26 protein-coding genes are annotated in these 26,315 nt (G+C 68.7%); 22 read left to right on the top strand and 4 right to left on the bottom strand.

Translation table 11 applies throughout. The annotated features are described in order from the left end of the window. The 17 genes from G8760_RS13285 to G8760_RS13205 all read left to right on the top strand — a co-directional run bounded on the left by G8760_RS13285 (position 1) and on the right by G8760_RS13205 (position 16,195). Complete coding sequence (locus G8760_RS13285) at positions 1 to 1,077, top strand: amidohydrolase family protein (protein WP_166351734.1); 1,077 nt, start codon at positions 1 to 3, stop codon at positions 1,075 to 1,077. Positions 1,078 to 1,351: 274 nt separating this feature from the next. Further along, complete coding sequence (locus G8760_RS13280) at positions 1,352 to 2,014, top strand: ArsR/SmtB family transcription factor (RefSeq protein WP_166351731.1); 663 nt, start codon at positions 1,352 to 1,354, stop codon at positions 2,012 to 2,014. Next, positions 2,011 to 3,456, top strand: coding sequence for an MFS transporter (locus tag G8760_RS13275; protein ID WP_166351729.1), 1,446 nt, complete (start codon positions 2,011 to 2,013; stop codon positions 3,454 to 3,456). The genes G8760_RS13280 and G8760_RS13275 overlap by 4 nt, the downstream gene beginning before the upstream one ends. A gap of 2 nt (positions 3,457 to 3,458) precedes the next feature. Beyond that, positions 3,459 to 3,680, top strand: coding sequence for a hypothetical protein (locus G8760_RS13270; RefSeq protein WP_166351727.1), 222 nt, complete (start codon positions 3,459 to 3,461; stop codon positions 3,678 to 3,680). Between the two features lie 235 nt (positions 3,681 to 3,915). Next, the gene (gene rpsP, locus G8760_RS13265) at positions 3,916 to 4,545 is read left to right on the top strand and encodes a 30S ribosomal protein S16 (RefSeq protein WP_166351725.1); all 630 of its coding nucleotides are present in this window, start codon (positions 3,916 to 3,918) and stop codon (positions 4,543 to 4,545) included. Between the two features lie 10 nt (positions 4,546 to 4,555). Then, positions 4,556 to 4,792, top strand: a complete 237-nt coding sequence (locus G8760_RS13260) for an RNA-binding protein (protein WP_166351723.1) — start codon at positions 4,556 to 4,558, stop codon at positions 4,790 to 4,792. Positions 4,793 to 5,022: 230 nt separating this feature from the next. Beyond that, positions 5,023 to 5,565 (top strand): ribosome maturation factor RimM, encoded by a 543-nt coding sequence (gene rimM, locus G8760_RS13255; protein WP_166352101.1) that lies wholly within the window; start codon positions 5,023 to 5,025, stop codon positions 5,563 to 5,565. Beyond that, positions 5,562 to 6,320, top strand: coding sequence for a tRNA (guanosine(37)-N1)-methyltransferase TrmD (trmD, locus tag G8760_RS13250; protein ID WP_166351721.1), 759 nt, complete (start codon positions 5,562 to 5,564; stop codon positions 6,318 to 6,320). Before rimM ends, trmD begins: the two co-directional genes overlap by 4 nt. A 264-nt stretch (positions 6,321 to 6,584) precedes the next feature. Next, positions 6,585 to 6,935 carry a 50S ribosomal protein L19 gene (gene rplS, locus G8760_RS13245; RefSeq protein WP_166351719.1) on the top strand — a complete coding sequence of 117 codons (351 nt, stop codon included), beginning with the start codon at positions 6,585 to 6,587 and terminating at the stop codon, positions 6,933 to 6,935. 21 nt (positions 6,936 to 6,956) lie between these two features. After that, positions 6,957 to 7,682 (top strand): signal peptidase I, encoded by a 726-nt coding sequence (gene lepB / locus G8760_RS13240; RefSeq protein ID WP_207782315.1) that lies wholly within the window; start codon positions 6,957 to 6,959, stop codon positions 7,680 to 7,682. A gap of 96 nt (positions 7,683 to 7,778) precedes the next feature. Further along, the gene (locus G8760_RS13235) at positions 7,779 to 8,582 is read left to right on the top strand and encodes a ribonuclease HII (protein WP_166351714.1); all 804 of its coding nucleotides are present in this window, start codon (positions 7,779 to 7,781) and stop codon (positions 8,580 to 8,582) included. After that, positions 8,579 to 8,890 carry a DUF2469 domain-containing protein gene (locus tag G8760_RS13230; protein ID WP_166351712.1) on the top strand — a complete coding sequence of 104 codons (312 nt, stop codon included), beginning with the start codon at positions 8,579 to 8,581 and terminating at the stop codon, positions 8,888 to 8,890. Before G8760_RS13235 ends, G8760_RS13230 begins: the two co-directional genes overlap by 4 nt. A gap of 193 nt (positions 8,891 to 9,083) precedes the next feature. Further along, positions 9,084 to 9,440, top strand: coding sequence for a YraN family protein (locus G8760_RS13225; protein WP_166351710.1), 357 nt, complete (start codon positions 9,084 to 9,086; stop codon positions 9,438 to 9,440). Then, positions 9,440 to 10,969 carry a YifB family Mg chelatase-like AAA ATPase gene (locus tag G8760_RS13220; RefSeq protein WP_166351708.1) on the top strand — a complete coding sequence of 510 codons (1,530 nt, stop codon included), beginning with the start codon at positions 9,440 to 9,442 and terminating at the stop codon, positions 10,967 to 10,969. The genes G8760_RS13225 and G8760_RS13220 overlap by 1 nt, the downstream gene beginning before the upstream one ends. Further along, a complete protein-coding gene (gene dprA, locus G8760_RS13215) occupies positions 10,966 to 12,108 on the top strand; it encodes a DNA-processing protein DprA (RefSeq protein WP_166351706.1) in 1,143 nt (380 codons plus the stop codon). The genes G8760_RS13220 and dprA overlap by 4 nt, the downstream gene beginning before the upstream one ends. Before the next feature lie 144 nt (positions 12,109 to 12,252). Next, positions 12,253 to 15,129: an FAD-binding and (Fe-S)-binding domain-containing protein gene (locus G8760_RS13210; protein ID WP_166351704.1), complete on the top strand. Its 2,877-nt coding sequence runs from the start codon at positions 12,253 to 12,255 to the stop codon at positions 15,127 to 15,129. A 100-nt stretch (positions 15,130 to 15,229) separates the two neighbouring features. Next, positions 15,230 to 16,195, top strand: coding sequence for a tyrosine recombinase XerC (locus G8760_RS13205; RefSeq protein ID WP_166352099.1), 966 nt, complete (start codon positions 15,230 to 15,232; stop codon positions 16,193 to 16,195). Between the two features lie 52 nt (positions 16,196 to 16,247). On the opposite strand, the gene G8760_RS13200 is transcribed toward G8760_RS13205, so the two are convergent. From G8760_RS13200 to G8760_RS13185, 4 genes are all read right to left on the bottom strand, one after another. Beyond that, positions 16,248 to 17,180, bottom strand: a complete 933-nt coding sequence (locus G8760_RS13200; RefSeq protein WP_166351702.1) for a LysR family transcriptional regulator — start codon at positions 17,178 to 17,180, stop codon at positions 16,248 to 16,250. 146 nt (positions 17,181 to 17,326) lie between these two features. Further along, positions 17,327 to 17,824, bottom strand: coding sequence for a 2,4'-dihydroxyacetophenone dioxygenase family protein (locus G8760_RS13195; protein WP_166351700.1), 498 nt, complete (start codon positions 17,822 to 17,824; stop codon positions 17,327 to 17,329). Between the two features lie 31 nt (positions 17,825 to 17,855). Continuing rightward, the gene (locus G8760_RS13190; RefSeq protein ID WP_166351698.1) at positions 17,856 to 18,614 is read right to left on the bottom strand and encodes an SDR family NAD(P)-dependent oxidoreductase; all 759 of its coding nucleotides are present in this window, start codon (positions 18,612 to 18,614) and stop codon (positions 17,856 to 17,858) included. Between the two features lie 367 nt (positions 18,615 to 18,981). Continuing rightward, complete coding sequence (locus tag G8760_RS13185; RefSeq protein WP_166351696.1) at positions 18,982 to 20,016, bottom strand: M23 family metallopeptidase; 1,035 nt, start codon at positions 20,014 to 20,016, stop codon at positions 18,982 to 18,984. A 412-nt stretch (positions 20,017 to 20,428) separates the two neighbouring features. On the opposite strand from G8760_RS13185, the gene G8760_RS13180 reads away from it, so the two are divergent. The 5 genes from G8760_RS13180 (at position 20,429) to G8760_RS13160 (ending at position 26,261) form a co-directional block, all read left to right on the top strand. Beyond that, complete coding sequence (locus G8760_RS13180; RefSeq protein ID WP_166351694.1) at positions 20,429 to 22,021, top strand: ABC transporter substrate-binding protein; 1,593 nt, start codon at positions 20,429 to 20,431, stop codon at positions 22,019 to 22,021. Positions 22,022 to 22,145: 124 nt separating this feature from the next. Further along, on the top strand, positions 22,146 to 23,102 hold the full coding sequence (locus G8760_RS13175) for an ABC transporter permease (protein ID WP_166351692.1): 957 nt from the start codon (positions 22,146 to 22,148) through the stop codon (positions 23,100 to 23,102). Between the two features lie 155 nt (positions 23,103 to 23,257). Continuing rightward, positions 23,258 to 24,079 carry an ABC transporter permease gene (locus G8760_RS13170; RefSeq protein ID WP_425502325.1) on the top strand — a complete coding sequence of 274 codons (822 nt, stop codon included), beginning with the start codon at positions 23,258 to 23,260 and terminating at the stop codon, positions 24,077 to 24,079. Continuing rightward, positions 24,076 to 25,176 carry an ABC transporter ATP-binding protein gene (locus tag G8760_RS13165; RefSeq protein ID WP_246222536.1) on the top strand — a complete coding sequence of 367 codons (1,101 nt, stop codon included), beginning with the start codon at positions 24,076 to 24,078 and terminating at the stop codon, positions 25,174 to 25,176. The genes G8760_RS13170 and G8760_RS13165 overlap by 4 nt, the downstream gene beginning before the upstream one ends. Continuing rightward, on the top strand, positions 25,176 to 26,261 hold the full coding sequence (locus G8760_RS13160) for an ABC transporter ATP-binding protein (protein ID WP_425502324.1): 1,086 nt from the start codon (positions 25,176 to 25,178) through the stop codon (positions 26,259 to 26,261). The genes G8760_RS13165 and G8760_RS13160 overlap by 1 nt, the downstream gene beginning before the upstream one ends. Positions 26,262 to 26,315 lie beyond the last annotated feature (54 nt).

Genomic DNA, 26,315 nt, shown 5'->3' with positions numbered 1-26,315 from the left:
ATGAGTGCGATTCACCTCCGCGGCGTCGTCCTCCCGTCTGCTGAGCATCGCGATCTCTGGGTCCGCGACGGCAAGGTCACCTTCGAGGCCATCCCCGGCGCGGAGACGGTGGCCACCGGCTGGATCCTGCCCGGATTGGTCGATCTCCACTGCCACGTCGGGCTCGACGCCAACGGTGCGGTGCCCGACGACGTCGCGGAAGAGCAGGCGATCACCGACCGCGACACCGGTGTGGTGCTGATCCGCGACGCTGGATCACCGGCCGACACCCGTTGGATCGACGAGCGTGACGACCTTCCGCGGATCATCCGGGCCGGCCGGCACATCGCCCGCACCAAGCGTTACACCAGGAACTTCGGCTGGGAGATCGAACCGGAGGACCTGGTCGCCTACGTGGAGCGGGAAGCACGTAAGGGTGACGGCTGGGTCAAGCTGGTCGGCGACTGGATCGACCGTGACAAAGGTGATCTCGGTCCCTGTTGGCCACAGCACGTACTGGAACCGGCGATCGCCCGCGCTCACGAGCTAGGTGCGCGGGTCACCGCCCATGTGTTCGGAGAAGACGCGTTGCCCGATCTGTTGGCCGCGGGTATCGACGGCATCGAACACGGCACCGGGGTGTCGGCGGACAACATCGCGCTGATGGCCGAGCGAGGTGTGTCACTGGTCCCGACGCTGATCAACATCGCCAACTTCCCTACCTTCGCCGAGCAAGGCAGCGCCAAGTTCCCCGCGTACGCCGCACACATGCGCGCCCTGCACGAACGGCGTTACGAGACGGTCCACACCGCTTACGAGGCGGGAGTCCCGGTGTTCGCCGGCACCGACGCCGGTGGGGTGATGCCGCACGGGCTCATTGCCCAGGAGGTGCTGGAGCTGGTGGCCGCGGGCATCCCGGCGCCCGACGCGGTAGCGGCGGCGTCGTGGAAGGCTCGCGCCTATCTGCTGGGTGGTACTGGACTGCTGGAGGAGGGGTCGGTGGCGGACATCTGCGTCTATGCCGACGACCCTCGGGTCGACCCGGGCACGTTGCTGGATCCGGCGCGGGTGATCATGCGCGGCCGCGTCGTTCGCTAGTCCACGTGGCGTTCGCTAGTCCACGCGGCGTTCGCTAGTCCACGCGGCGCACTAGTCCACGAAAGTCTTCTCTCAGGCCGCCCGGCACTGCCGCGGCGTCGCCGGTGGACTGCCCTGGTGCGCTGAGCGCCGGTCGGCGTGCCCGTTATATGTGCTTTGTGGAGGCGGTCAACGCATCAGGCCGCGGGGCGGGAGGGGTGCGACGGCCAAACATGACCGCGTAATCCTAAAGAAGTCTTGCTAAAGAAAGCTTGCTAAAGCTATCTTTAGTTTTATGGTCCGAGGAAACGAAGCGCAGATCACCGATCCGCAGCGTCTTCGCGCTTTGGCGCACCCGCTGCGTAACCAGCTGTTGGATGTCTTGCGGATCGAAGGTGCGGCCACCGCCACCCGCTGTGCGGAGCTCACCGGGGAGAGCGTGGCGAGTTGCTCGTTCCACCTGAGGATGCTGGCCAAGTACGGATTCATCGAACACGCCGAACCTCAGGGTCGGGAGCGGCCATGGCGTGTTGTGCACCGATCGTTCACCGCCACCGCCGACTTCGACGACCCTGGCTCGGTGAACGCGTTGGAACAGGTGGCCTACCTAGCCATCGAGCAAGCGGCGCAACACGTACGTGACTGGATCTCTCGTAGCCGCGACGAACCCCGGGAGTGGATCGAGGCTTCGACCATCGCGACGTCGACGTTTTGGGCGACGTCCGACGAACTCGCCGAGGTGAGCCAGGCGCTGGGTGAACTCACCGACCGGTTCCGAGACCGCCTTGACAACCCAGCTGCCCGGCCCGACGGGGCCCGTCTGGTCCGCTTCGTCGGTGCCACCTCGGTCGACCCGGACCGGCCCGGCGCAACCCCGAGTGCCGACGGGTTGAAAGACAGCGGGTTGCGCAGCGATGCCGAGGATGACGACGACGGCGGCGGCCGGGGCGATGTATGAGCACGACGCCGAGCAAGTATCAGAGCCCGCCGTTGGCCCTCGCTTCCGATGAGCCACTGACCGGCACGATCACCGACCTGCGGGACGCCGAACCGGAGTCCACCCCGGTAGATCCCGGCTGGGCGGTCGATCCTGGGCGCGCCGCCGGCCGACGCCCGCCCCTAGGACGGCGCTTCGGCTACCTGTGGGCGGCGTCGGGTATCTCCAACCTGGGGGATGGCGTCCTGCTCATCGGCGGACCCTTGCTTGCGGTGACGGTGACCCGGTCGCCGTTCCTGGTCTCGATCGTTACGGCGGCGGTGTGGTTGCCGTGGTTGCTGTTCGCACTACCCGCGGGGGCGCTGGCTGACCGGCTCGACCGGCGTCGGGTCATGATGGTCGCCAGTTGGAGCCGGGCTGTGGGGCTGGCCGCCGTCGCGGTGCTCGTCGCGCGGGGGGAGCTGAACCTTCCGGTCCTGTACGCCGCTGCACTGCTGGTGGGTGTCGCCGAAGTGTTCTCCGATACCTCGGCGCAGTCGATTTTGCCGATGATGGTGCCGAGAAGTCGGCTCGGTGATGCGAATGGGCGCCTGATCGCAGCTCAGACGGTGTCGAACCACTTCCTCGGCGCACCACTGGCGGGTGTGCTGGTTGGTGTTGCGGCGGCGAGTGTGTTCGGCGCGGCGGGCCTGTGTTACGCGCTCGCCGGTCTGCTGCTCTTGCGGGTCCGTGGCCGATACCGGGTCGACGTGGTGTCGACCCGACCGATGCGTACCGACATAGCCGCCGGTCTGCGATACCTGTGGGACCATCGGCTGCTCAGGAGTCTGGCCGTCTCGTCCGGCCTGATCAATCTGGGGAGCAACGCCTACTTCGCCGTCTTCGTGTTGTGGGTTGTGGGGGAGGAGTCCCGTATGGGGCTCACCGCGGCCCAATACGGGCTCATGGCCAGTGCGCTCGGCGTCGGCGCGGTCGTCGGGTCGCTGCTGGTCGAGCGGGTCGTGCGCCGGCTCGGGGCCGCGCAGACGTTGCTCACCGCGCTGGCCACGATGTGTTCGGTGATGGCGGTACCAGTGCTGGCGCCGGAGCCGCGGGTGCTGTTTCCGGCCGCATTGCTCATCGGCGCCGCGAGCGCAGGTGTCAACGTCATCGTCGTATCGATGCGCCAGCGGCTGGTGCCGGACATCTTGCTGGGCCGGGTAAACGCGTCGTATCGAATGATCGGGATGGGCGGTATCCCCGTCGGCGCCTTGGGCGGTGGAGCGCTCGGCAGCATCGCGGGGCTTCCGGTGGTCTTCGGGGCCGCCATCGCGCTGTTCGTCGTCGCCGTCATCGTCGTCGTCTTCCGAGTTTCACCGAAAGCCCTGGCCGCTGCCGAGCGAAGCGCCACCGACGCCAGGAGCGCCGGCACCGCGGGTGCTGGCCACGACCCGGCTCGCCAAGTCCACCGCCGAAAGGGGTAGCCATGATCGAAAGGGCCTGGGCGGTGCTGGGCGACCGGCCGCCGTGGCACGACCCCCATGATCTGCGTCGAAGCGAAATTCGGCGACGGCGGATGCTCGTCGAGCACATGCGCGCCCGGCGCCGTTGGTGGTGGTCAGCGCTGCTGTACCGCATCGCACGTCGGGTGGACAGGTCCGCGGCCCGGAGCCGGGCGCGTGAACTGAGCGCTCATGGCGACTGTTGACCTTGCCGAGCGTGCGGGAGCGCCGCGCGCGGCCGGGACGTACGGCCACCGTCACCACAGGCAGCGACGTGGTTTGGGGATCGCCGTGCGGATCTGGCAGAATAGCCCGCTGAACCGGCGTCCACGTGGCCCTCTCACCCGTGGCTGCCGGATCCACCCGGACCTTCGTCGCCGGTCCCCACTCGAGCGACGATGGTTCACCCGCGCGTGAACACCACAAGGAGACTCCACACCCGTGGCTGTCAAGATCAAGCTCAAGCGGATGGGTAAGATCCGCTCCCCGCATTACCGCATCATCGTCGCCGACTCCCGGACCCGCCGCGATGGCCGGGCCATCGAGGAGATCGGTCTGTATAACCCCAAGCTCGAGCCGAGCCTGATCAAGGTCGACTCCGAGCGGGCGCAGTACTGGCTTGGGGTCGGCGCACAGCCCACCGAGCCCGTCCTCGCGATCCTCAAGGTCACAGGAGACTGGCAGAAGTTCAAGGGTCTGCCCGGTGCCGAGGGCACGTTGAAGGTCGCTGAGCCCAAGGCCGAAAAGCGGATCGCCTTTGACGCCGCGCTGGCCGAGGTGCATGGCGAGCCCAAGGGTGACGCCACCACCGCCAAGAAGAAGACGGCGAAGAAGGCCGCCAAGCCCAAGGACGACAAGCCCGCGGCCAAGGACGACAAGCCCAAGGACGAGAAGCCCGCGGCCAAGGACGAGAAGCCCGCGGCCAAGGACGAGAAGCCCGCGGCCAAGGACGAGAAGCCTGCGGCCAAGGACGAGAAGCCCGCCGCGGCGGACGTCCCGGCAGAGGCGCCTGAGGCACCTGCCGCCGACACTCCGGTGGCCGAGTCCGGCACCGATGCCAAGGCCGAGTGAGGCTGGGCCGATGCTTGCTCAGGCTCTGGAACACCTGGTGGCCGGAATCGTCGAGCATCCGGACGACGTCGTGGTGCGTGCCCGGCAACAGCGGCGTGGGCGGCTGTTAGAGGTGCACGTCCACCCGGATGATCTCGGCAAGGTCATCGGGCGCAGTGGCCGCACGGCCACCGCGTTCCGGACCGTCATCGGTGCTCTCGCAGACGATCGCGTGCGTATCGACTTCGTCGACGTCGACGAACGGTAAAACCCATCCGGCCGGTGCCCGTCGGTCGTCGGTGGTGCGGTCCGCACCCCGACGTCGCGGTGCACCCGGTTGGATAGATCGGCCGGCGCCCGGCAGAAGCGCCCGTGTCAGCGGAGGGAGACCCTGGCGCGGGCGCTTCGTCGTCAAAAGGTGGCTCCCGCTACCGTGCTCCAGCCAGCGCCGGACCGGGGCCAGCGTCGATGATGGCCGCAAGGAGGGAGACATCCATGGTGTTCGTGACAGTCGGCACCGTCGGGCGTCCGCACGGTGTGCGGGGCGAGGTCGCGGTGCAGGTTCACAGCGACTCGCCGGAGGAGCGGTTCGCGCCGGACTCCGTGCTGCGGATCGCTGAACCCGGCCCGACACGCACCCTGACGGTTCTGCGTTGCCGCTGGCATCAACAGAGGCTGCTGGTCCAGTTCGCCGGGGTCGCCGACCGGACCGCCGCCGAGGCGTTGCGCGGTATCCGGCTCGAAGTGGAGGTCGGTGATGACGAAGCGCCTCCCGGGCCGGACGAATACTACGACCGCCAACTCGTCGGGTTGCGGGTGGTCACTGTCGACGGCGCCGAGGTGGGGACGGTTAGCGAGATCCGACACGGGCTGGGCCAGGACATCTTGGCCGTGGCCGGGGCTGATGGCACGCAGATCCTGGTTCCGTTCGTGACGCAGATCGTGCCCGAGATCGACGTGCCGGGTGGCCGGGTCGTCGTCGATCCACCACCTGGCCTGCTCGACCTCGCCCGCTCGTCGGCGCCCGAGGAGCCGTCGTGAGGGTAGACGTCGTCACGATCTTCCCGGACTATCTGGCGCCGCTGAGCTTGTCGCTGGTCGGCAAGGCGCGGGAATCGGACTTGCTGGACGTACGGGTGCACGACCTTCGGGGGTGGGCGACCGACCGGCACCGCACCGTCGACGACACCCCGTACGGCGGTGGGGCCGGCATGGTGATGAAGCCCGACGTGTGGGGGACGGCGCTTGACGACGTCGTCGGCTCCGACCCTGAGGTGCCACCGCATCTGATCGTGCCCACACCGGCCGGGGTCCCGTTTGACCAGCGGATGGCGGCCGACCTGGCTGGTGATCCGTGGCTCGTGTTCGCGTGTGGGCGGTATGAGGGCATCGACGCGCGGGTGGTGGCCGACGCCCGGACCCGGATGCGGGTCACCGAGGTGTCCATCGGCGACTACGTGCTCAACGGCGGCGAGGTGGCCACCCTGGTTGTCGTCGAAGCGGTCGCGCGGTTGCTGCCCGGTGTGGTGGGCAATCCGGAATCGCTGCGTGAGGAGTCACACGGCGCCGATGGTCTGCTGGAGTACCCGGTGTATACGAAGCCGCCGTCGTGGCGTGGCCTGGACGTCCCCGAGGTATTGCTGTCCGGCCATCATGCGCGGGTGGCGCGCTGGCGGCGGGACGAAGCGTTGCGGCTGACGGCACGGCGGCGGCCAGATCTCGTGGCCGGGCTCGATCCGGCCGCCCTGGACGAGCGTGACCGCGAGGTGCTCGCCGAGGCTGACACGGACGGGTGACACCACCAGATCCCCGGTGATCATTGCCGCCTTCGTGTCGCTATAGCGACACGAAGGCGGCAATGATCACCGAGGGTTGGGTGACTGCTTTGGGGTACGGGTAGGTCAGTTTCCACCAAAGCGGCCCGGTGTGGCACACTAGATCGTCCGTGCCCGGCCTGTTGGCTGCCCCTGCCACGGGGGGAGCACCATCGTGAAGCCGGGATCCAGTATTTCTGACACTGTGGGTGGCCCGTGGCACCTGCAAGGAAGCGACACGTCGACATGCACAAGCTTGATGTTGTAGACGCCGCGCAGCTGCGCGACGACGTCCCCGATTTCCGCGCTGGCGACACCCTCAAGGTGCACGTCCGGGTGGTCGAGGGCAACCGGTCCCGTATTCAGATATTCCAGGGTGTGGTCATCCGCCGCCAGGGTTCCGGCATCCGCGAGACGTTCACCGTCCGCAAGGTCAGCTTCGGTGTTGGGGTGGAGCGAACCTTCCCCGTGCACACACCGGTCATCGAGAAGATCGAGGTCATGACCCGTGGCGACGTGCGTCGGGCCAAGCTGTACTACCTGCGCGACCGGCGGGGCAAGGCGGCCAGGATCCGCGAGAAGCGCGACTCGGCCTGACGCCTGCCGACTGGGATGGGCGTGATCGAGGAGAGCGTGCCCCCGGGCGAGCAGGACGAGCCGGGAGAGTCGGAGTCTCAGCCGGAGCGTAAGCCCCGACGCGGGTTGGCGATCCTCAAGGAAACCGCCATCGTGGTGGCCCTGTCCTTGGTGATCGCCACCGTCGTCCGGATCTTCCTGGTCCAGGCATTCTTGATTCCGTCCGAGTCGATGCAGGACACCCTTCAGGTCGGCGACCGCGTGATGGTGTCCAAGATCAGCTTGCGCTTCGGTGACGTGGACCGTGGCGATGTGGTTGTGTTCGCCGACCCGAACGGATGGCTCGGGGGACAGCCGCAGCAGGCCGGTGGTGTCGGGGGCGCCATCAAGAGTTTCTTCCAGTTCGTCGGGGTGTTACCGGACGACTCCGAGGGGCACCTGATCAAGCGGGTAATCGGCCTCGGCGGCGACACGGTCGAATGTTGCGACGACGATGGCCTGCTGATGGTTAACGGCGTACCGGTCGACGAATCCGAGTACCTGTACCCGGGCGACAACGCATCGTACGAGTTCGAGCCAACCGAGGTTCCGGAAGGCCACCTGTTCGTCATGGGTGACCACCGATCCAACTCGGGAGACTCGCGGAACAACGGAACCTTCTCGGAGGACCTCGTTGTCGGGCGTGCGTTCGCGGTGGTGTGGCCGTTCAACCGGTGGTCGTCGATGTCCGGCGGCGACGCCTTCGATCACATCCCGCCGCCGGACTGAACAGTCGGCGCCGAGTAGCAACCGCGGTAGGGAACTGGCTCCAAGGTGAGTGTTGGGTGTCGAATCGATGGCGTCGCTCCGTAAGCTTGCTTCATCATGACCGTCCTCGTTGACCGACCACCAGCGCGGGTGCGCCGCGACGCTGGGATCTACGTGTATGAACGAGTCCTGGCCAGGGCCGGCTTCGCCCCGGTGGCCGGCGCCGACGAAGCCGGCCGTGGTGCGTGCGCCGGGCCACTCGTGGTCGGCGCCGCGGTGCTGGCCGGTGGCGACCGAGGCCGAGTTCCCGGGCTGGCCGATTCCAAGCTGCTCACCCCGGCCGCCCGTGAGCGTGCCTATGACGCCGTGATGCAGCGGGCCCTGGCGTGGTCGGTGGTGATCGTCGAGCCGGACGAGATCGACCGGATCGGGTTGCACCGCTGCAACATCGAGGCGATGCGGCGGGCGCTGGCCAAGTTGGATGTCGCCCCCGGCTACGTGCTCACCGACGGCTTCCCAGTCGCCGGGTTGGGAGTTCCCGGCTTGGCGATGTGGAAGGGCGATCAAGTGGCGGCCTGCATCGCGGCGGCATCGGTGATCGCCAAGGTCACGCGGGACCGCATCATGGTGCAGGCCGCGCGGCGTTGGCCGGGATACGGGTTCGACGAGCACAAGGGTTACGTCACCGAGGTGCACCAGCAAGCGTTGGAGCGGCTGGGACCAAGCCCGGTGCATCGTCGGTCCTACGTTAATGTGGCCCGGCTGATGACGCCGGACCTGGACGTCGAAAACGAGCGGGCCGACCCGGCCACAGGTGTGCTGGACGTTGAGCTGGAGACGGATGTGCCGCTGGTCGGCAGTAGCTCGGCGGGCGCGGTGACGGTCGCCGGGTCGCAGCGAGAAGGGGAGCGTGACCAATGAGCGCTGAGGATCTTGAGAAGTATGAATCCGACATGGAGCTCTCGCTCTACCGGGAGTACCGGGACGTCGTGGGGCTGTTCTCCTACGTGGTCGAGACCGAGCGCCGGTTCTATTTGACCAACAACGTCGACCTTCAGGTCCGTGGTGATGGCGCCGACGTGTACTTCGAGGTCACCATGAGTGATGCCTGGGTGTGGGACATGTATCGGCCGGCGCGGTTCGTCAAGAACGTCAAGGTGGTGACGTTCAAGGACGTCAACGTCGAAGAGTTGGCCAAGAACGACCTCGAGATCCCGAAGACCGACTAGGAGCTTCCGCGCGCCGGACACACTCGTCGGTTGGGCCTTGCCAGTGCTCAAAGGCTTGGTGCGGCCAAGGGGGCTCCGAGCGAAGTTGTCCACAGATGTTGAGCTGAGCCGACCTAAGTTATCCACAACTCGTCGGTAACCCCTGGTGCGGCCGGGGCCACGCGGGACAGGCTCGTGACCGGAGGTGAGGCCGGTGCGAGTCAAGGATGGTGTCGGGGCTTATGGCGAGGATATCGCCGCCCGGTATCTGGAAAATCAAGGAATGGTGCTGCTCGCCCGTAACTGGCGGTGCGCCGAGGGCGAGATCGACATCGTGGCGCTGGACGGCGACACCGTTGTTGTCTGCGAGGTGAAAACCCGCAGCGGGCCCGGTTACGGCAGCGGGCTCGAGGCGGTCACGTGGCGCAAGGGCGCGCGGCTGCGGCGGCTTGCCCTGGCGTGGTTGGAGGCCAACGGGCGCGCCGGGCTGCCGGTACGGGTCGACGTGGTCGCCGTGCACCGGCGGTCGTCGCGGCCACCACATGTCGAGCATGTCCGTGGGGCGTTCTGATGCGGCTCGGACGCTGCCGCAGCGTCGCGCTCATCGGGGTTCAGGGCACGCTCATCGATATCGACGTACACATCGGCGGGATGCCGGGGTTCACGTTGGTCGGACTGCCGGATGCATCGCTGTACGAGGCTCGGGACCGCGTGCGGGCCGCGGTGTTGTCGAGCAAAGTGGCCTGGCCGCTGCAGAAGATCACCGTGAGTCTGTCGCCGGCCGCGCTTCCGAAGCGGGGCAGCCATTTCGACCTTGGGGTGGCCATTGGCATTATCAGCGCCGCCGACGAGATCCCCGCAGCCGCCACCAGCGGGGTGATCTTCTTCGGCGAATTGGCCCTCGACGGGCGGCTGCGTTCAGTACCCGGCGTGCTGCCAGCGGTTCTGGCCGCGGCGAAGGCCGGGATACGACGTGTGGTGGTGCCCGAACGTAATGCCGGCGAGGCCGCCCAGGTCCCCGATGTGACCGTCGTCGGAGCTCGGTCGCTACGACAAGTGATCGCTTTCCTGCGGGGTGCCGAGATCCCGGACGAGGAGCCGGAGGAGGTGGCGGCCGGCCCGGAGTCGGTGCCGCAGGATCCGGGCCTCGACCTCGCCGAGGTCGCCGGACAGCAAGAGGCCAAGGCGGCCATCGAGATCGCAGCCGCTGGACATCACCACATCAGGCTCGAAGGGCCACCAGGCGCGGGCAAGACGATGTTGGCTCGCCGCCTCCCCGGCCTGCTCCCGGATCTGTCCACCGAAGAGTCGCTTGACGTCACCGTCATCCACTCGGTGGCCGCGGTGCTTCCGGCGGATCGGCCGCTGGTGGTGCGGCCGCCGTTCGCGGATCCGCATCATTCGGCCTCGATGGCGTCGGTGATCGGTGGGGGCACCATCGTGCGGCCCGGGCTGGCGAGCCTCGCCCACCGCGGGGTGTTGTTCCTCGATGAGGCCCCGGAGTTTTCGCGTCAAGTGCTCGATTCGCTCCGTGAGCCCTTGGAGAACGGCAAGATCGTGGTCTCGAGGGTCAACTCCACTGCGGTCTTCCCGGCGTCCTTCCTGCTGGTCATCGCGCAGAACCCGTGCCCGTGCGGCAACCATGGCAGCCGGAGCCGCGAGTGTGAATGCCCGCCGCATGCGGTACGGCGTTATCAGCGGCGTATCTCCGGGCCGGTGCGGGACCGTATCGATCTGCACCAACGTGTCGTCCCACCATCCGTCACCGATATCGACGTGGGTTTGAGCCTGGCCGAGACCACCAAGGTGGTCGCCGAGCGGGTCGCCGAGGCTCGGGACAGGCAGGCGCGGCGGCTGGCCGGCACCCCGTGGCGGGTTAATGGTGAGGTCCCGGTGGCATTCCTCCGCCGTGAGTTCCCGCTCAGCGTCGAAGCCATGGCGCCGGCCTACGCGGAGCTGCGGAAAGGGACGGTAACCGCCCGTGGCATGGATCGCATCCTACGGCTGGCCTGGACGGTGGCCGATCTCGACGGGAGCGGACGACCCAGCCCCGACCACGTCCAACGAGCGGCGCGGCTGCGCCTAGGGGAGGCCGGATGAGCACGACACCACGAGATGAGCGGGTCGCCCGGGCGGCGCTGTCCGCGGTCGTCGAACCCGGCGCGGTGCGGGTAGCTCGGCACGTCGCCCAGCACGGTGCGGTTGCTACGTGGCGGGCCGTCGTCGCTGGTGGTCAGCCGTTCGACCGGGACGGAGCGTTGGCGCGCCGGGCGGCCGGCATCGACGGCGCCGCCGTGCTGACCCGGGCCGCGGACCTCGACATCCGGTTCGTCTGTCCGGAAGATCCCGCCTGGCCAGCCGAGTTGGCGACCATGGACGCCACCTTGGTGGCGGGAGCCGACGCGGTCCCACCGCCGTTTGGCTTGTGGGTGCGGGGCGACGGCGCCATCGACCCACCGGGCCCGCGGGCAGTCGCCGTGGTGGGGGCGCGGGCGGCTTCACCCTACGGGATCCGGGTCGCCACCGACCTCGGCGCCGATCTCACCATGCTCGGCTGGTCGGTCGTGTCGGGTGCGGCCCATGGGATCGACGCCGCGGCCCATCGTGGTGCGCTGGCGATGGCTGGTGGCACCTTCGCCGTCCTGGCGTGTGGCCTGGATATCGCCTATCCGCGCTCGCACCGGGAGCTTCTGGAGCGGATCGCCGGCACCGGGTTGGTCTTCAGCGAGCTGCCACCGGGGGCTACCCCGATGCGTTCTCGGTTCATCGCGCGCAACCGGATCATCGCCGCGTTGACGGCCGGCACCGTGGTGGTGGAGGCGGCGTTGCGCTCGGGTGCGCTGAACACCGCGCATTGGGCGGCCAAGCTGGGCCGTACGGTCATGATGCTCCCTGGCCCGGTGACCTCGCAGCTGTCCGCGGGCTGCCACGAGTGGATCCGCAACAAGGGCGCCACACTGGTGTCCGACGCGGCCGAGGTGGTCGACGCGGCGGGTCGGTTGGGCGTCGACGCGGTGGCCGCGCCGGTTGGTGAAGACCGCGTGTTGGATCGCTACCCGCCGCGGGTGCGTGACGTGTACGAACGGATGCCGACGCGGGCGCCGGTCACCGGCGCGGCGCTGGCCGCCGGCAGCGGGTATCCCGCCTCGTCCGTCGCCTCGGCGCTGCGCACACTCGAGCGGGACGGCCTCGTGGCCGAGCGGAACGATGGGTGGGTGCGGGTGCGTGGAGCCACCTGAGGCGTGCGCCGGTGCCCGCGGCACGTTGGCGTCGCAGCGCACTCGACGTGCGAGAATGGCGGCATGCGGCGGATCGACGAGCCACCCGGTCGGTGACGTCGGGCCGGTAGCGGCGACGAACGGAGATGGCGGGGGCACCGCGGGATGATCCCAGACGACGAGCAGGCGCGGCGACTCGTCCGTCAGCTGCGCTCCAACGTCGCGGGTGACGTCGAGGACGGCCCGGCCGCCCGGGCTGTGTACAGCATGGACGCTTCCAACTACCGGCACGTCCCGGCCGCTGTGCTGTTCCCACGCTCCACCGACGACGTCGTGGCAGCGCTCCGCCTGAGCCATGAACACGGTGTCCCGGTCACCGCCCGTGGCGCCGGCACCGGCATTGGCGGCGGAGCCCTGGGGCGTGGGCTCGTGCTGGATTTCACCCGCTACCTGAACCAGGTGTTGGAGATCGATCCTGAGCAGCACATCGCCCGAGTGCGGCCTGGGGTGGTCCTCGACGGCCTGCGCTCGGCGGCCGCACCGTACGGGTTGACGTTCGGGCCGGATCCGTCCACGCACAGCCGATGCACGATCGGGGGAATGATCGGCAACGATGCCTGCGGGTCCCACTCGGTGGCGTGGGGTCGGACCTCGGACAACGTGGTGCGGTTGGATGTGCTGACCGCCGACGGCACCCGGATGAGCGTCGGGCACCCCACGTCGGACGATCCGGCCGACCTCGCCGCACAACCCGGCCGGAAGGGCGAGATCCACCGTGGGCTCCAGGAGTTGGTCGCACAGAACCTTGCCCTGTTGCGCACGGGATTCCCGGTGTTGCCACGGCGGGTCTCGGGCTACGCGCTGGATCACCTGCTGCCGGAGAACGGCGGCAACCTGGTCCGCGCGTTGATTGGCACCGAGGGCACGTGTGTGCTGGTCATGGAGGCGACGGTGGGTCTGGTTCCGGCGCCGGCCGCGCGGGTGCTCGTCGTCGCCGGCTATCAGGACGACGTCGCCGCCGCCGACGCCGCGCCACAGGTGTTGCCGCTCGGACCCCTCACCGTCGAGGGGATGGGGGCCGACCTGATCGAGGCGATGGTGGCCCGGGGGCGACGCCCGGCCGCGCTCGGTGAGCTACCCGACGGCGGCGGCTGGTTGTTCGTCGAGGTCGGTGGCGATAGCGCCGACGACGCCATCCGCCGGGGGAGGCAGGTGGCACGGGCGTTGCGCCGAGCCACGGGGGCGACGACGACGGTGGCGCACCACCCGGCACACCAGCGCGAACTCTGGGCGATCCGGGAAGCAGCCGCCGGTATCGCCACCCGGATGGCGGACGGTTCGGAGGCCTGGCCGGGTTGGGAGGACGCCGCGGTCCCTCCGGAGCGGCTCGGTGGATACCTGCGCGAATTCCGGGCACTACTGCGCGAACACGACCTGCGCGGCATTCCGTACGGTCACTTCGGTGAAGGCTGCCTACACGTCCGGATCGACTTCGAGCTGACTACATCCGACGGGCGGCGGCGCTACCGCACGTTCGTCGAGGAGGCGGCCGACCTCGTCGTCGCCCACGGCGGGTCGTTGTCCGGCGAACACGGCGACGGACAGGCCCGCGCCGAGCTGCTGCCGCGTATGTACCCGCCAGCGATGATCGACCTGTTCGAGCGGTTCAAGGGGGTATGGGATCCGGATGGCCGGCTCAACCCGGGCGTGCTCGTCCGACCGCGGCCACTCGACGCCGATCTCCGGTTCGACGGCCCGGTGCGGCAGCTGCCCATCACGCTGCGATATCCACACGACGACGGCGGGCTGGCCACCGCAACCCGGCGCTGTGTTGGTGTCGGCGCCTGTATCGACACGTCGTCGGGTGTGATGTGCCCCAGCTACATGGTCACCGGCCGTGAGGAGCATTCCACCAGGGGGCGGGCCCGGCTGCTGGCCGAGATGATGCGCGGCGAGACGGTCCCCGACGGCTGGCGCTCGACCGAGGTGCGTGACGCGTTGGACCTGTGCCTGGCCTGCAAGGGCTGCCTGTCCGACTGCCCAGTCCACGTCGACATGGCGACATACAAGGCGGAGTTCCTGCATCACCACTACGCGAATCGGGTCCGGCCGGCCAGCCACTACACGCTTGGTTACCTGCCGGCGGTGGCCCGCCTGGCCGCGCTGGCCCCAGGGGCGGCCAACACGATGCTGCGTATGCCGGGTGTTGCGCCGGTGTTCAAATGGGCAGGTGGTATCGCGCCGGAGCGGCCGGTGCCGAGCTTCGCCCCCACCACGTTGCGTCGGATGCTACGACGGCGCCGCCGCGGGTCCGGCGATGGCCGGCCGGCGGTGATGTTGTGGCCGGACACCTTCACCAATTACTTCACCCCCGACGTCGGGGTCGCGGCCGTACGGGTGCTGGAACACGCCGGGTTCGACGTGCGGTTGCCGAGGGGACCGGTGTGCTGCGGGTTGACGTGGATGTCTACTGGGCAGCTCGGGACCGCCCGAAGGGTGCTGCGACGCACCGTGCGGGCGCTGCGGCCGGGTGCGGGGGAGGCTGTGCCGATCGTCGGGGTGGAGCCGAGTTGCCTGGCGATGCTGCGCCACGACGCTCGGGAACTCCTGCCCGACGGGGAACTGGACGGCGTTCCGGACCGTGTCTACACGTTGGCGGGGTTCCTCGCCGAGTACGCTCCGGATACCGCGTTCGTGCAGGTGGGCGCAGCGGCGATCGCCCAGCAGCATTGCCACCAGCACGCCGTGTTCGGCAACGTCGCCGACGAGCAGGTCCTGAACCGGGCCGGTGTGAACGTGCGTACCCTCGACTCCGGCTGTTGCGGATTGGCGGGCAACTTCGGGATGGAGAAGGGGCATTACGACGTGTCGGTCGCGGCCGCTCGGCGGGTGCTGGTTCCCGAGGTCGAGGCGGCTTCCCCCGAGGCCATCGTCCTGGCCGACGGGTTCAGCTGCCGCACTCAGATCGAGCACCTGACCGGGCGTCGGGCGGTCCACCTCGCCGAAGTGCTGGCCCGTGCTCTCCCGCCGGGCCGTCCCTGACCGGCTCCATCGTCCTCACCCCAACACCTCCAACACTGGGGGTTGTGGGGTGGCGGTGCTTGACCTTTCGCGCCCGGCAGCACACCGTGAACACGTGAGCATGCGAGATGACGCTGCGGATCCTGGTGTTACGCCGGAGCCCGCGCCCGCGGAGTTGCCTCCGGACATGGCGGCGACCCTCGACGAGTTCGGTCGGCATCTCGCGGCCGAGCGTGGGCGCTCCACCCACACCGTGCGGGCCTACGTCGGTGATGTCGCCAGCCTCCTGGAGCATGCCAGCCGGATGGGCGCCACCCAGGTGTCCGACGTCGACGTCGCCGTTCTGCGTAGCTGGCTCGCGTTGCTGCACACCCGCGGGAAGGCGCGGACCACGTTGGCTCGTCGGGCGTCGGCGGCCCGGGTGTTCACCGCCTGGGCGCACCGCACGGGACGTCTCGGCACCGATCCCGGCGTCCGCCTGGCCTCGCCGAAGGCGCAGCGCGATCTGCCCGAGGTGCTCCGTCCGGCGGAGGCCACCGAACTGCTGGATGCCGTCGCGGACGAAGCGGCCGACGGTGATCCGGTGGCGGTCCGCGACCACGCCATCCTCGAGACGCTGTACGCCTCCGGCATCCGGGTGGGTGAGCTGACCGGGCTGGACCTCGACGACATCGACGCGGGCCGGCGGTTGCTCCGTGTCTACGGCAAGGGCGGGCGTGAACGCAGTGTGCCGTATGGCGTCCCTGCCGAACGTGCCTTGCGCCGGTGGATCGACGCGGCCCGTCCAGAGCTTGCCGTCGCCGCCGCGGGCCGGGCGTTGTTCGTGGGAGTCAAAGGCCGGCGCATCGGCCAGCGGGCGGTGCGTGCCATGGTGCACGCTCGGTTGCGGGCGGTTCCTCAGGCACCGGATCTCGGACCACACGGGCTGCGGCACACCGCCGCCACCCATGTGCTGGAAGGCGGCGCGGACCTACGCACCGTGCAGGAGTTGCTCGGCCACGCGTCGCTGGGCACTACCCAGGTCTACACGCACGTCTCGGTCGAGCGGCTCCGGGCCGCCTACCGGCAGGCCCACCCACGCGCCTAACCCCATGATCGTTGGCTTTTGACTACCGAATTCGGTAGTCAAAAGCCAACGATCATGGGGTTAGGGAGGGTGGTGGCAGTACGGCGATCACATCGCGGACCAGCGTCGTCGCCGGCGACTCGGGCCGGGCGGCGTGCCACCACACTGCTACCTGACGTTCGGCGTGTGCGGCGGTGACCGGCACAAGCACCAGCCCGTGGTGGTCGGTGGTGGTCATCGCCAGCCGGTTCGTGAAGCCGACGCCGAGACCGGACCGGACCAGGGCGGCCAGCGTCTGAGGCTGGTTGGTTTGGAACGCGATGTTCGGCTGGAGGCCAGCTTGCAGGAACGCCAGGTTGGTCTCGAACTGGCGCTCGCCGCTGTCCGGCTCACCGATGGTCACCAGCGGGAACCCGACAAGCCGGGCCAACGTCGTGGCCTCGTCGTCGGATAGTGGGTGCCCGTCGGGAACCACCGCCACCAGCGGCTCGGACCAGAGGCGCCGGTAGGCCAGCTGGTCGGCGCGCACCGGTGGCAGCACCGGACGGACGGCCAGATCGATGTCGCCGTCGGCCAGAAGGGTGTCCAAGGCGAGGGTGTCTCCCTCGCGGAGCACGGCGGTGACCCCTGGGGCAGCGTGCCGCAACCGCCGGACCAGCGGGGGGTACAGGAATGCCGCGGCGCTCGGGTACATCCCGACTCGCACCACGCCCCGCTTGGTGCCGCCCGTGGCGCCGGTCACCTCACCGAGGATGGCCAGCCGCGCCAGAATGTCCTCGGCGTGTGGCAGCAACGCCCGTCCCTCGGGGGTGAGGGTTGCCGGGTGCACCGAACGGTCGAACAGCGTGGCGCCGAGCACCCGTTCGAGCGCGCCGATGTGGCTGCTGATGCGTGGTTGCGACCGGTGTTGTGCTTTCGCGGCGGCCGAGAAACCACCGGCGCGCGCGACGGCGACGAAGCTGACGATCCAGTCCAGCCGGTACGGGAAGGCGTTGGCAAAGTTCACAGCGTGAACCAGTATGCCTTGCCTCGGCCCCGGCTGGTTGATCCCGTCACATGGTGGCTCGTGCGCGTCAGCAGTAAGCCTCCTTGTGGTGGCCCTGGCGACAGTAAGCCTCCTTGTGGCTGGTCCGCGTGGTGCCCTCTGACGGGTTACCGGATGAACTGGTCGACGTAGTCGGCGCCGAGGCCTACGTTCTCGTAGTGCACCCGGCACATGTCGATCTTGGTGAAGGTGTCTTCGTAGCCGATCTGGTGTCCTTCTTCGTCGACGTACACCATGGCGCCGGTGATGTTGAAGAAGGTGATCATCTCGGTGCAGTCCTCCGGCACGGCGAGCGTGTGGATCTCGCCGGGTGGTTCATAGACGAAGTGACCGGCCTCGGCCACCCACTCGTGCTCGTAGTAGTGCCAGCGTCCTTTGATCACGTAGCCGAACACGGCGCCCGGATGGCGATGCCGAGACACGATGCCAGCCGCGGTGACCTTGAGCAGATTGCACCACTGGCCGACGACGGTGTTGAACATCAACGGGCGAAACCACACGTTGGGTGCTTGCGGAACCCAGACCCGCGGGTCATCCGGCTGGGCGGCGACGGAGATCTCGTCCGGATAGTCGGCGGAGATCGCGATGTGTGGTGCGGTGGCCATGAGGACACTCCTTCGATGAGCCGTCGGTGGGTCAGGTAGCGAGGTAGCCGCCGTCGACGGGCAGGATCGCGCCGGTGATGAAGGCGGCGTCGGGGCTGGCCAAGAACGCCACGGCGCCGGCGACGTCGTGGGCCTCACCCCACCGGCCCATCGGCGTGCGTTCGACGATCCGACTGCCGGTCTGGTCGGATTCGCGCAACTCCCTGGTCAGTTCGGTGCGGATCCAGCCCGGGGCGACGGCGTTGACCCGGATGCCGGCGGCCGCCCATGCCACCGCCAGCGACTTGGTGAGTTGGGCCACGCCGCCCTTGCTGGCCGTGTAGGCGGGTACCCGTGGACCGCCGAAGTAGCTGAGCATTGATGCGACGTTGACGATGCACCCAGCGGATTCGGCCAGCAGTGGTCGAGCCGCTACACACGCCCGCATGGTGCCGACGAGGTTGACCTGGAGCACGTCGACGAAGACGTCTGGTCTGAACTCGTCGTCGCGACGGAGCACACCGGCGGCGTTGACGAGGACGTCCAGCCGGTCCTGGCCGGCGATGAGCGATTCGACCGCGCCGTCTCGGCGGATGTCCAACTCGGCCAGTTCGACGGTGCCGATGTCGGATACCGGAATCGGCCCGGCGTGAGTGTTCAGCCCAGCGGCGACGACGTCGGCACCGTCGCGGGCGAAACGCTGGGCGACGGCCGCGCCGATCCCGCCGGTACCGCCAATGACGACGACGCGCCGCGCCCCATGGAGTGGGTGCGAGCCGGGCTGATCCGCGGGTGACCGCGGGGGGCTCATCGGAGGTGTGTCAGGTGGTGAATCGGCGGTGGGCACCTGCTCGCCTCCTGGGTTGTTTCGACGTCGCTGGCGTCGTCCGCGCGTGGGGCGAGTGACATCGGCCGGGTGAGCCCCGCGGGACGACGGTGCTGGGCCCACGGCGCTGCGTGGTGAGGCGTACGACAATGCTTGGTTCGACGGCCGGCGGCCCCACGGTCGCCCACGCCCAGGACTGGAACGGGCCCGGCGGGAGCCCCCCGTCTGCCGACACTAGGCCGGTGATGGACCGCTCCCGCCGGGGCAGCAATGCCGAGTGTGGCAGCGGACCGGGGGCGGCACAGCGATCATTCGAGACCGGAATAGGACCTATCCGCCTGGCGGGACGCCGTCACGGGTTGGGGCCGGCCGGGGAACGCGCCGCCGCTTCGTCCGCGGGCAGCCAGTCCGTGGGGTTGGTGAGCCGGCCGTCGGCGTAGACCATGAAATGCAGGTGGCAGCCGGTGGACAACCCGGTGGTGCCGGCCCAGCCGATCACCTCGCCCACGTCGACCGGCTGCCCGCGCTCGACGGCGAACCGAGACAGGTGACTGTAGGACGTAGCCAGAGTGGTCGAGCCGAATGTGCCGTGGTGTATGCCCACCTGGAGACCGTAGGCGCCGCGGCTGCCCACGCTAACCACTTCACCGGCGGCCGCGGCGAGGATAGGTGTGCCGCATGGGGCCCGGAGGTCGGTGCCGTCGTGAAGTTTGCGCACGCCGGTAATGGGGTGTGTGCGCATGCCGTACGGAGAGGTGACGTAGGGGTTGCGCACCGGCCATCGTAGGCCGGTTGGCTCGGGCCGACGTGGTGGTGGAGGCGGCCGTTCGGTCAGTGTTCGCTCGCCCAGCGGCAGGAGCCGGACAGCGGGGGAGCGCACCAGCCGGAGTGGGTCGACATAACGCTCGCCGTCGATAGCGCCCCAGTGCAGGCACGCCGCCGGTGGGCAGTGACTGCCGATGGTGCTCAACGTACCGATCGGCGCTCCGGCGGCGACGTCCGTGCCCGCGTCGACGATCGCGTCGACGGGTTCGTACGTGGTGCGCAGTGTGCCGTGCCGCACGACGACGACTCCGCGGCCGGCGACCAGTCCGGCGTGTGTGACGTGTCCGGCGGCTGCGGCCCGCACCGTCGAGCCTGGGGCGGCGTGTAGGTCGACTCCGCGGTGCCCGCCGAGCCATGGCTCGTCGGGCGGGTCGAATCCACGCACGACGTCGGCGGGTCCGTCGTGGTGGCCCACGGGGTAACTCCAGCCGCCCAGGTGAGTGCTGGCCAGCGGGGTTCCTGGGGTGAGTGCGACAGCCATGACCACGGCGACGGCAGCGGCCACGATGCGCCGCCGCGAGCTGCGGTGTGGGTACCACGGCGGTTGTCGAGAGGTGCTCATGACGCATGAGCCTGACCCGCTGGAGCGGCCCTGTCAGGAGGGTCTCGAGCGAATGTGGATAACTGATCGGCGCTCGGACCCCGAACCTGTGGATAACGTACGGCCAGCCCCGGCGCCGAAGCCTGGTGCGGGCCGGCCGGGTACCCGATGTCCGCGCCGGGCGTCGCGGGCTCTCCGGGCCGGACACGCCGGGCAGTTCAATCACACACTTGTCACGAAACGGCAACGAACATGGGTGAAGGTGGGGATCGGGTGGACGGCTGTAGGGGTCGGCTCGACAGGGTCGAAAGGAGGAGAGATGGGTAAGCGACTGCTAAGAGCGGAAGCTCTAAGGCGGCGCGGCCCCGGCCGATCCTGGGCGATCACTAATGTGTCGCGGACATGAAGCTGTGGTGAGAGGGTGACGAGGGCGATGGCGCCAACACGACGACGACAACTCCGAACACTGGGTGCGCTGGCGCTCGGGCTCTCGCTGACGCTGGCGGCGTGTGGCGGCGACGACGAAGGGGTACCCATCGACGACGCCCCGGCCGACGACACCGAAGACCCCGGCGCCGCGGATGACGATCCCGACGCCGACGAAGCGCCGCGGGGCACCTTGATCGCCGCGATCTCGGGTGAGCCGGACCAGTTCGATCCCCACGCCACCTCGGCCTACGCGAGTTTCCAGGTGCTGGAGAACGTCTACGACACGCTCGTCGCGCCCGACGCGGACGGTGAGTTCCAGCCCAGTCTCGCCACTGAGTGGGACACCAGCGACGACGGCCTCACCTGGACGTTCACGCTTCGCGAGGGGGTGACCTTCCACGACGGAAGCGACTTCACCGCCGCCGACGTCGTCTATTCGTTCAACCGGATCATCGACGACGAGATGGCCAACGCCTTCCGGTTCGCTTCGGTAGACGAGATCAGCGCCGCGGACGATCACACCGTCGTCATCACCCTCACCGAGCCGACACCCGCATTGCTGGCCAACATCGGCGGCTTCAAAGGTATGTCGATCATCCCGGAGGGAGCCGCCGACGAGGTGGATCTCGCGACGGAGGCGGTGGGCACCGGTCCGTTCGAGCTCGGCACCTTGGGCGCAGGGGGGATCACCATCACCGCCTACGACGAGTACTGGGGTGGCCCCGCCTCGATCGAGGCGGTGGAGTTCCGTTACATCGGTGAGGCGACCACGGCGCTGACCGCGTTGCGCACCGGTGAGATCCACTGGACCGACAACATCCCGCCGCAGGACATCGACGGTCTTGGCGATGAATCCGGTATCGAGGTGGGGGTCTCGCCCAGCGTCGACTACTGGTACGTCGCACTCAATCAGGCCGTCGAACCATGGGACCAGATCGAGGCTCGGCAGGCGGTCGCGTTCGGGATCAACCGCCAGCAGGTGGTCGACGTCGCACAGTTCGGCGCGGCAACGGTCAACCAGACCGCCATCCCCGAAGACAGCTTCTGGTACCACGACTACACGCCGTTCGACCATGACCCCGGCCAGGCCCGTCAGCTGCTCGACGCGGCTGGCGTCGACGAGGGGCAGCCGCTCGGCCTGATGGTCGTCCAGGACACCGAGGGTGTACAGGCCGCTCAGGTGATCGAATCCAACCTCGCCGAGATCGGCATCGACGTCACCATCGAGCAGGAGCCCAGCAGTACCTGGCTGGACCGGCAGGCTGAGGGGGAGTTCGACGCGTTCATGTGGTCCTGGTTGGGCAACCTCGACCCGTTCGACTTCTACCACGCTCAGCACTACAGCGAGGGTGGCTTCAACGCCCAGGGGTACCACAACGACGAGTTGGACGGTCTGCTGGAGCAAGCCGCCGCCGAGACCGATCAGGACGCCCGGAAGGCCCTGTACGACCAAGCCGCGGAGCTGATCGCCGGTGAGGCGAGCTACATCTACCTGTACAACCCCGACGTGGTGCAGGCCTGGGCGGACGGCCTGGGCGGCTACGAGATCCGGCCCGACCGGGCGATCAACTTCGAGAACGTGACGCTGCCGGAGTGATGTCTCCGGGGCTGCGGAGCCGCCGCGGCGTGATCGTTGTCCGTCTTGGGGAGGCAGAGCCCCTCCGGACGGACGACGATCATGGTCGGGCCGTGGTGGCGGGTGCTGCCTGGGTCGGTGATCAGTGAGCGGATACGTCCTGCGCCGCCTGCTCCAAGCGGTGATCGTGCTGATCGGGGTGAGCATCCTCGTCTTCGCGATCATGCATCTGGTGCCGGGTGACCCGATCCGGCAGGCCCTCGGCACCCGCGGCACCGAAGCCACCTACCTGGCGATGCGGGAACGCGCCGGGTTGGACGACCCCCTGGTAGTGCAGTACTTCAACTGGATCGGCAACGCGTTGACCGGCGACCTCGGCGTGAGCTTCCGCAGCGGCCGGCCGGTGAGCGAGTTGATCCTGGAACGGGTTCCGGCCACGGTGTCGTTGGCGCTGGCGGCGATCGTCGTCGCCCTGCTGATCGCGATCCCGCTGGGCACGATCTCGGCGCTGCGTCCACGTTCGGTCGTCGACTGGTTCGCGACGGTGAGTAGCCAGGCGGGGCTGAGTATCCCCGACTTCTGGATGGGCATCATGTTCATCCTGATCTTCGCCGGGACACTCGGCTGGCTTCCCTCAGGCGGTTACGTCGGGCTGACCGACGATCCGGTGGAGTGGGCCCGGCACCTGATCATGCCCGCGATTACCGCTGGCGTGGCCAGCGGCTCGATCCTGACCAGATTCGTGCGCTCGTCGGTCCTGGAGGCCTTGGGTCAAGACCACGTGCGGGCCGCACGAGCCAAGGGGATGCGGGCCCGTGACGTCCTCACCTGGCATGTTCTGCGCAACGCGATGCTGCCACTGGTCACCGTCGGCGGCGTGCAGTTGGCCTACCTGCTGTCGGGGGTGGTCATCGTCGAGATCGTGTTCGCGTGGCCGGGGCTCGGACAGATGGCGCTGCAAGCCGTCGAAGGCCGCGACTACTCACTGTTGCAAGGCGCGGTGCTGCTGTTCGCCGTCATCTTCCTCGTCGTGAACCTCGTCGTCGATCTGCTCTACGCCAAACTCGACCCCCGGATCCGCTACCAGAGGGCGGGCTCATGAACGACGAGACGAGAGGCGGCGGGCCGACCGGCGCGGCCGGGCCGACCCAGCCCGGCGCAACGGACCGGCTCGGCGCAACGGACCGGCTCGACGTCGTCGGAGACAAACACCGTCCCCGATGGCAGGAGACACTCCTGCTGCTGGCGCGGAACCCGATGGCGGTAGCCGCGTCGTTGGTGCTCCTGCTGCTCGTCCTGGTAGGGGTTCTGGGCGAGTGGCTGGCTCCGTATGGGTACAACGAGCAGTTCGTTGGTGGCCAGTTGGAGTCACCATCCACCGATCACTGGTTCGGCACCGACGAGTTCGGCCGTGATGTGTTCTCCCGGGTACTGATGGGAGCCGAGGTGTCGTTGCGGGTCGGCGCGGTCGCCGTCGGGATCTCTCTGGTAGCGGGGGTGCTGATCGGCCTGTTCGCCGGGTACTTCGGCCGATGGCTCGACGACGCCCTGATGCGGTTCATGGACATGCTCTTCGCATTCCCCGCACTGTTGATGGCGATAGCCGTGCTGGCCATCCTGGGGCGCGGAGAGAACAACGCGATGATCGCCATCGGCATCGTCTACACGCCGATCTTCGCCCGCGTGACCCGGGCCAGTGTGCTCAGCGTGCGGGAGGAAGTGTTCATCCGGGCCTCCCGGGCCAGCGGCGCGGGCAGCCTACGCATCATCTTCCGGCACGTGCTGCCCAATGCCGCGCCGCCGATCATCGTCCAAACCACGATCAGCCTGGCTTTCGCGATCCTGTCCGAGGCGGCGCTAAGCTTCGTCGGCCTCGGCACCCAACCACCCAACCCGTCGTGGGGCCTCATGTTGTCCGAGGGGCGTGGGTTCGTCGAGCACGCCTGGTGGATGGCGCTGTTCCCCGGGTTGGCGATTTTCTTCGTGGTGCTGGCGTTCAACGTGCTCGGCGACGCGCTGCGGGACGTGCTCGATCCGCGGCAGCGATCGGTGCTGACCGGGAAAGGGGCCGGACGATGATGGCAGTGGGGGGCCCCGCAGCGGACCGGCCCGGTGGTGCCGGGCCGGGCAGCGCGGACGGGCCGGGCGGTGGGGCCGGGCCGGGCGGTGCGGACGGCGCCGCGGGCTCGGCAGTGTTGGCGGTGCGCGACCTGCGGGTCGCCTTCCGGACCCGGCGCGGGTTGGCCCACGTCGTCAACGGCATCTCTTACGACGTGCCGCCGGGCCGGACGTTGGCCATCGTCGGTGAGTCCGGGTCCGGAAAGAGCGTCGGCATCCTTGCACTGCTGGGTCTCTTGCCGGCCACCACTCAGGTGTGGGGGAGCGCTACCTTCGACGGAGCGGAGCTGGTCGGCCGGTCGGAGGACAAGCTGCGGCAGGTCCGAGGCGCCGGCATCGGCATGGTGTTCCAGGACCCGATGACCTCCCTCAACCCGGTGCTGACGGTCGGGCGGCAGGTCGTCGAGGCGATCCGGGCGCACCAGTCGGTGCCGAAGGCGGCCGCCCGGAGCCGAGCTGCGGAGTTGCTAGCCGAAGTCGGCATCCCCGACCCGGCATCGCGATTGGACGCCTATCCCCACGAGCTGTCCGGAGGGATGCGCCAGCGGGTCATGATCGCGGTGGCGCTGGCCGGTGAACCACGGGTTCTCATCGCCGACGAGGCCACCACCGCGCTCGACGTCACGGTGCAGGCGCAGATCCTGGAACTGATCCGGCGATTGCAGGACGAACGCGGGATGGGGGTGGTGTGGATCACCCACGATCTCGGAGTGGTGGCCGGGATCGCCGACCACGTCCTCGTCATGTACGCCGGCCGCACGGTCGAGGAAGGCAGCGCGGCCGAAATGTTCGGTGCGCCGGTGCATCCGTATACCCGCGGCCTGCTGGGTGCGATGCCCGTCGTCGACGATCCACGCACCGCACGTGAGCGGGACCCGCTGCTGACCATCCCGGGTCTTCCACCGGATCCGGTGGCGCTGCCGGCCGGGTGCGCGTTCTTCCCGCGGTGCCCGATCCGCGCCGACGAGCGGTGTGCACACGAGGTTCCGCCGTTGACCCCGGTAGCCGGTGGCCGGCGGCACTGGGCGGCGACGTTCTACTCGCCGGAGGGTGCATGATGGGCGACGACGAGACCACTGGGCCTACTGCCGCGGATCGTCCGGCCACCATGGGCGCCGATGTGCTGGTGGCGGCTTCAGGGCTGCGGGTGTACTTTCCGATCCGGTCCGGCACGCCGTTGCGGGGTGTGGTCGGGCACGTACGCGCCGTCGACGGCGTCGACCTCGAGGTTCGTCGGGGCGAAACACTCGGCTTGGTGGGAGAGTCCGGCTGCGGGAAGTCCACTTTGGGCAACGCATTGCTGCGACTCGTGGAGCCCACCGCGGGCCGGGTCGAGTTCGACGGTACGGACGTGACGTCGTTGCCGGCGAGCGAGTTGCGCTCGTTGCGGCGCCGGATGGCGATGATCTTCCAGGATCCGTACGCCTCGCTTGATCCACGTCGGACCGTGGGTGACTGCATCGGTGAGCCCTTGGCTATCCACCGGCTGCACCGCGGCCGGGCCCGGCGGGCCGCCCGGGTCGGTGAGTTGATGGAGATCGTCGGGCTCAACCCTGATCACCGGGGTCGGTACCCACACGAGTTCTCGGGCGGTCAACGTCAGCGGGTAGGGATCGCCCGCGCGCTGGCCGGCGAGCCGGACTTCATCGTCTGTGACGAGCCGATTGCTTCCCTCGACGTATCGGTGCAGGCCACGGTGCTCAACCTGCTCGTGCGGCTCCAGCGTGAGCTGGGTCTGACGTATCTGTTCGTGTCACATGACCTGGCGGCGGTCCGCCAGATCGCGGACCGGGTAGCGGTGATGTATCTGGGCCGGGTGGTGGAGGTGGGGGCAGCGTCGTCGCTGGTCAGTAAGCCGGAACACCCGTACACGGAGGCGTTGGTGTCGGCGGTGCCGGTGCCTGAGCCGGAACGTGAGCGGGAGCGTCGGCGGATCGTCCTGGCTGGCGACATCCCGAGCCCCGCCGCGCCGCCGTCGGGGTGCCGGTTCCGCACCCGGTGTCCGAAGGTGTTCGAGCCGTGCCCCGATCACGATCCTGTGCTGCAGGCCGTGGGTGGGAGTGCCAGCGTGGAGCAGTTTGCCGCGTGTCATCTGCACGGCGTCACCACCACCCCACCTCCCTCCTCCCCCTCCTCCCGGTGATCATTGGCTTTTGACTACCGGATCCGGTAGTCCAAAGCCAATGATCACCGGGAG

The organism is Phytoactinopolyspora limicola (assembly GCF_011320225.1).
GTDB classification, from domain to species: Bacteria; Actinomycetota; Actinomycetes; order Jiangellales; family Jiangellaceae; genus Phytoactinopolyspora; species Phytoactinopolyspora limicola.
This window is presented reverse-complemented; position numbering and strand designations above follow the sequence as displayed.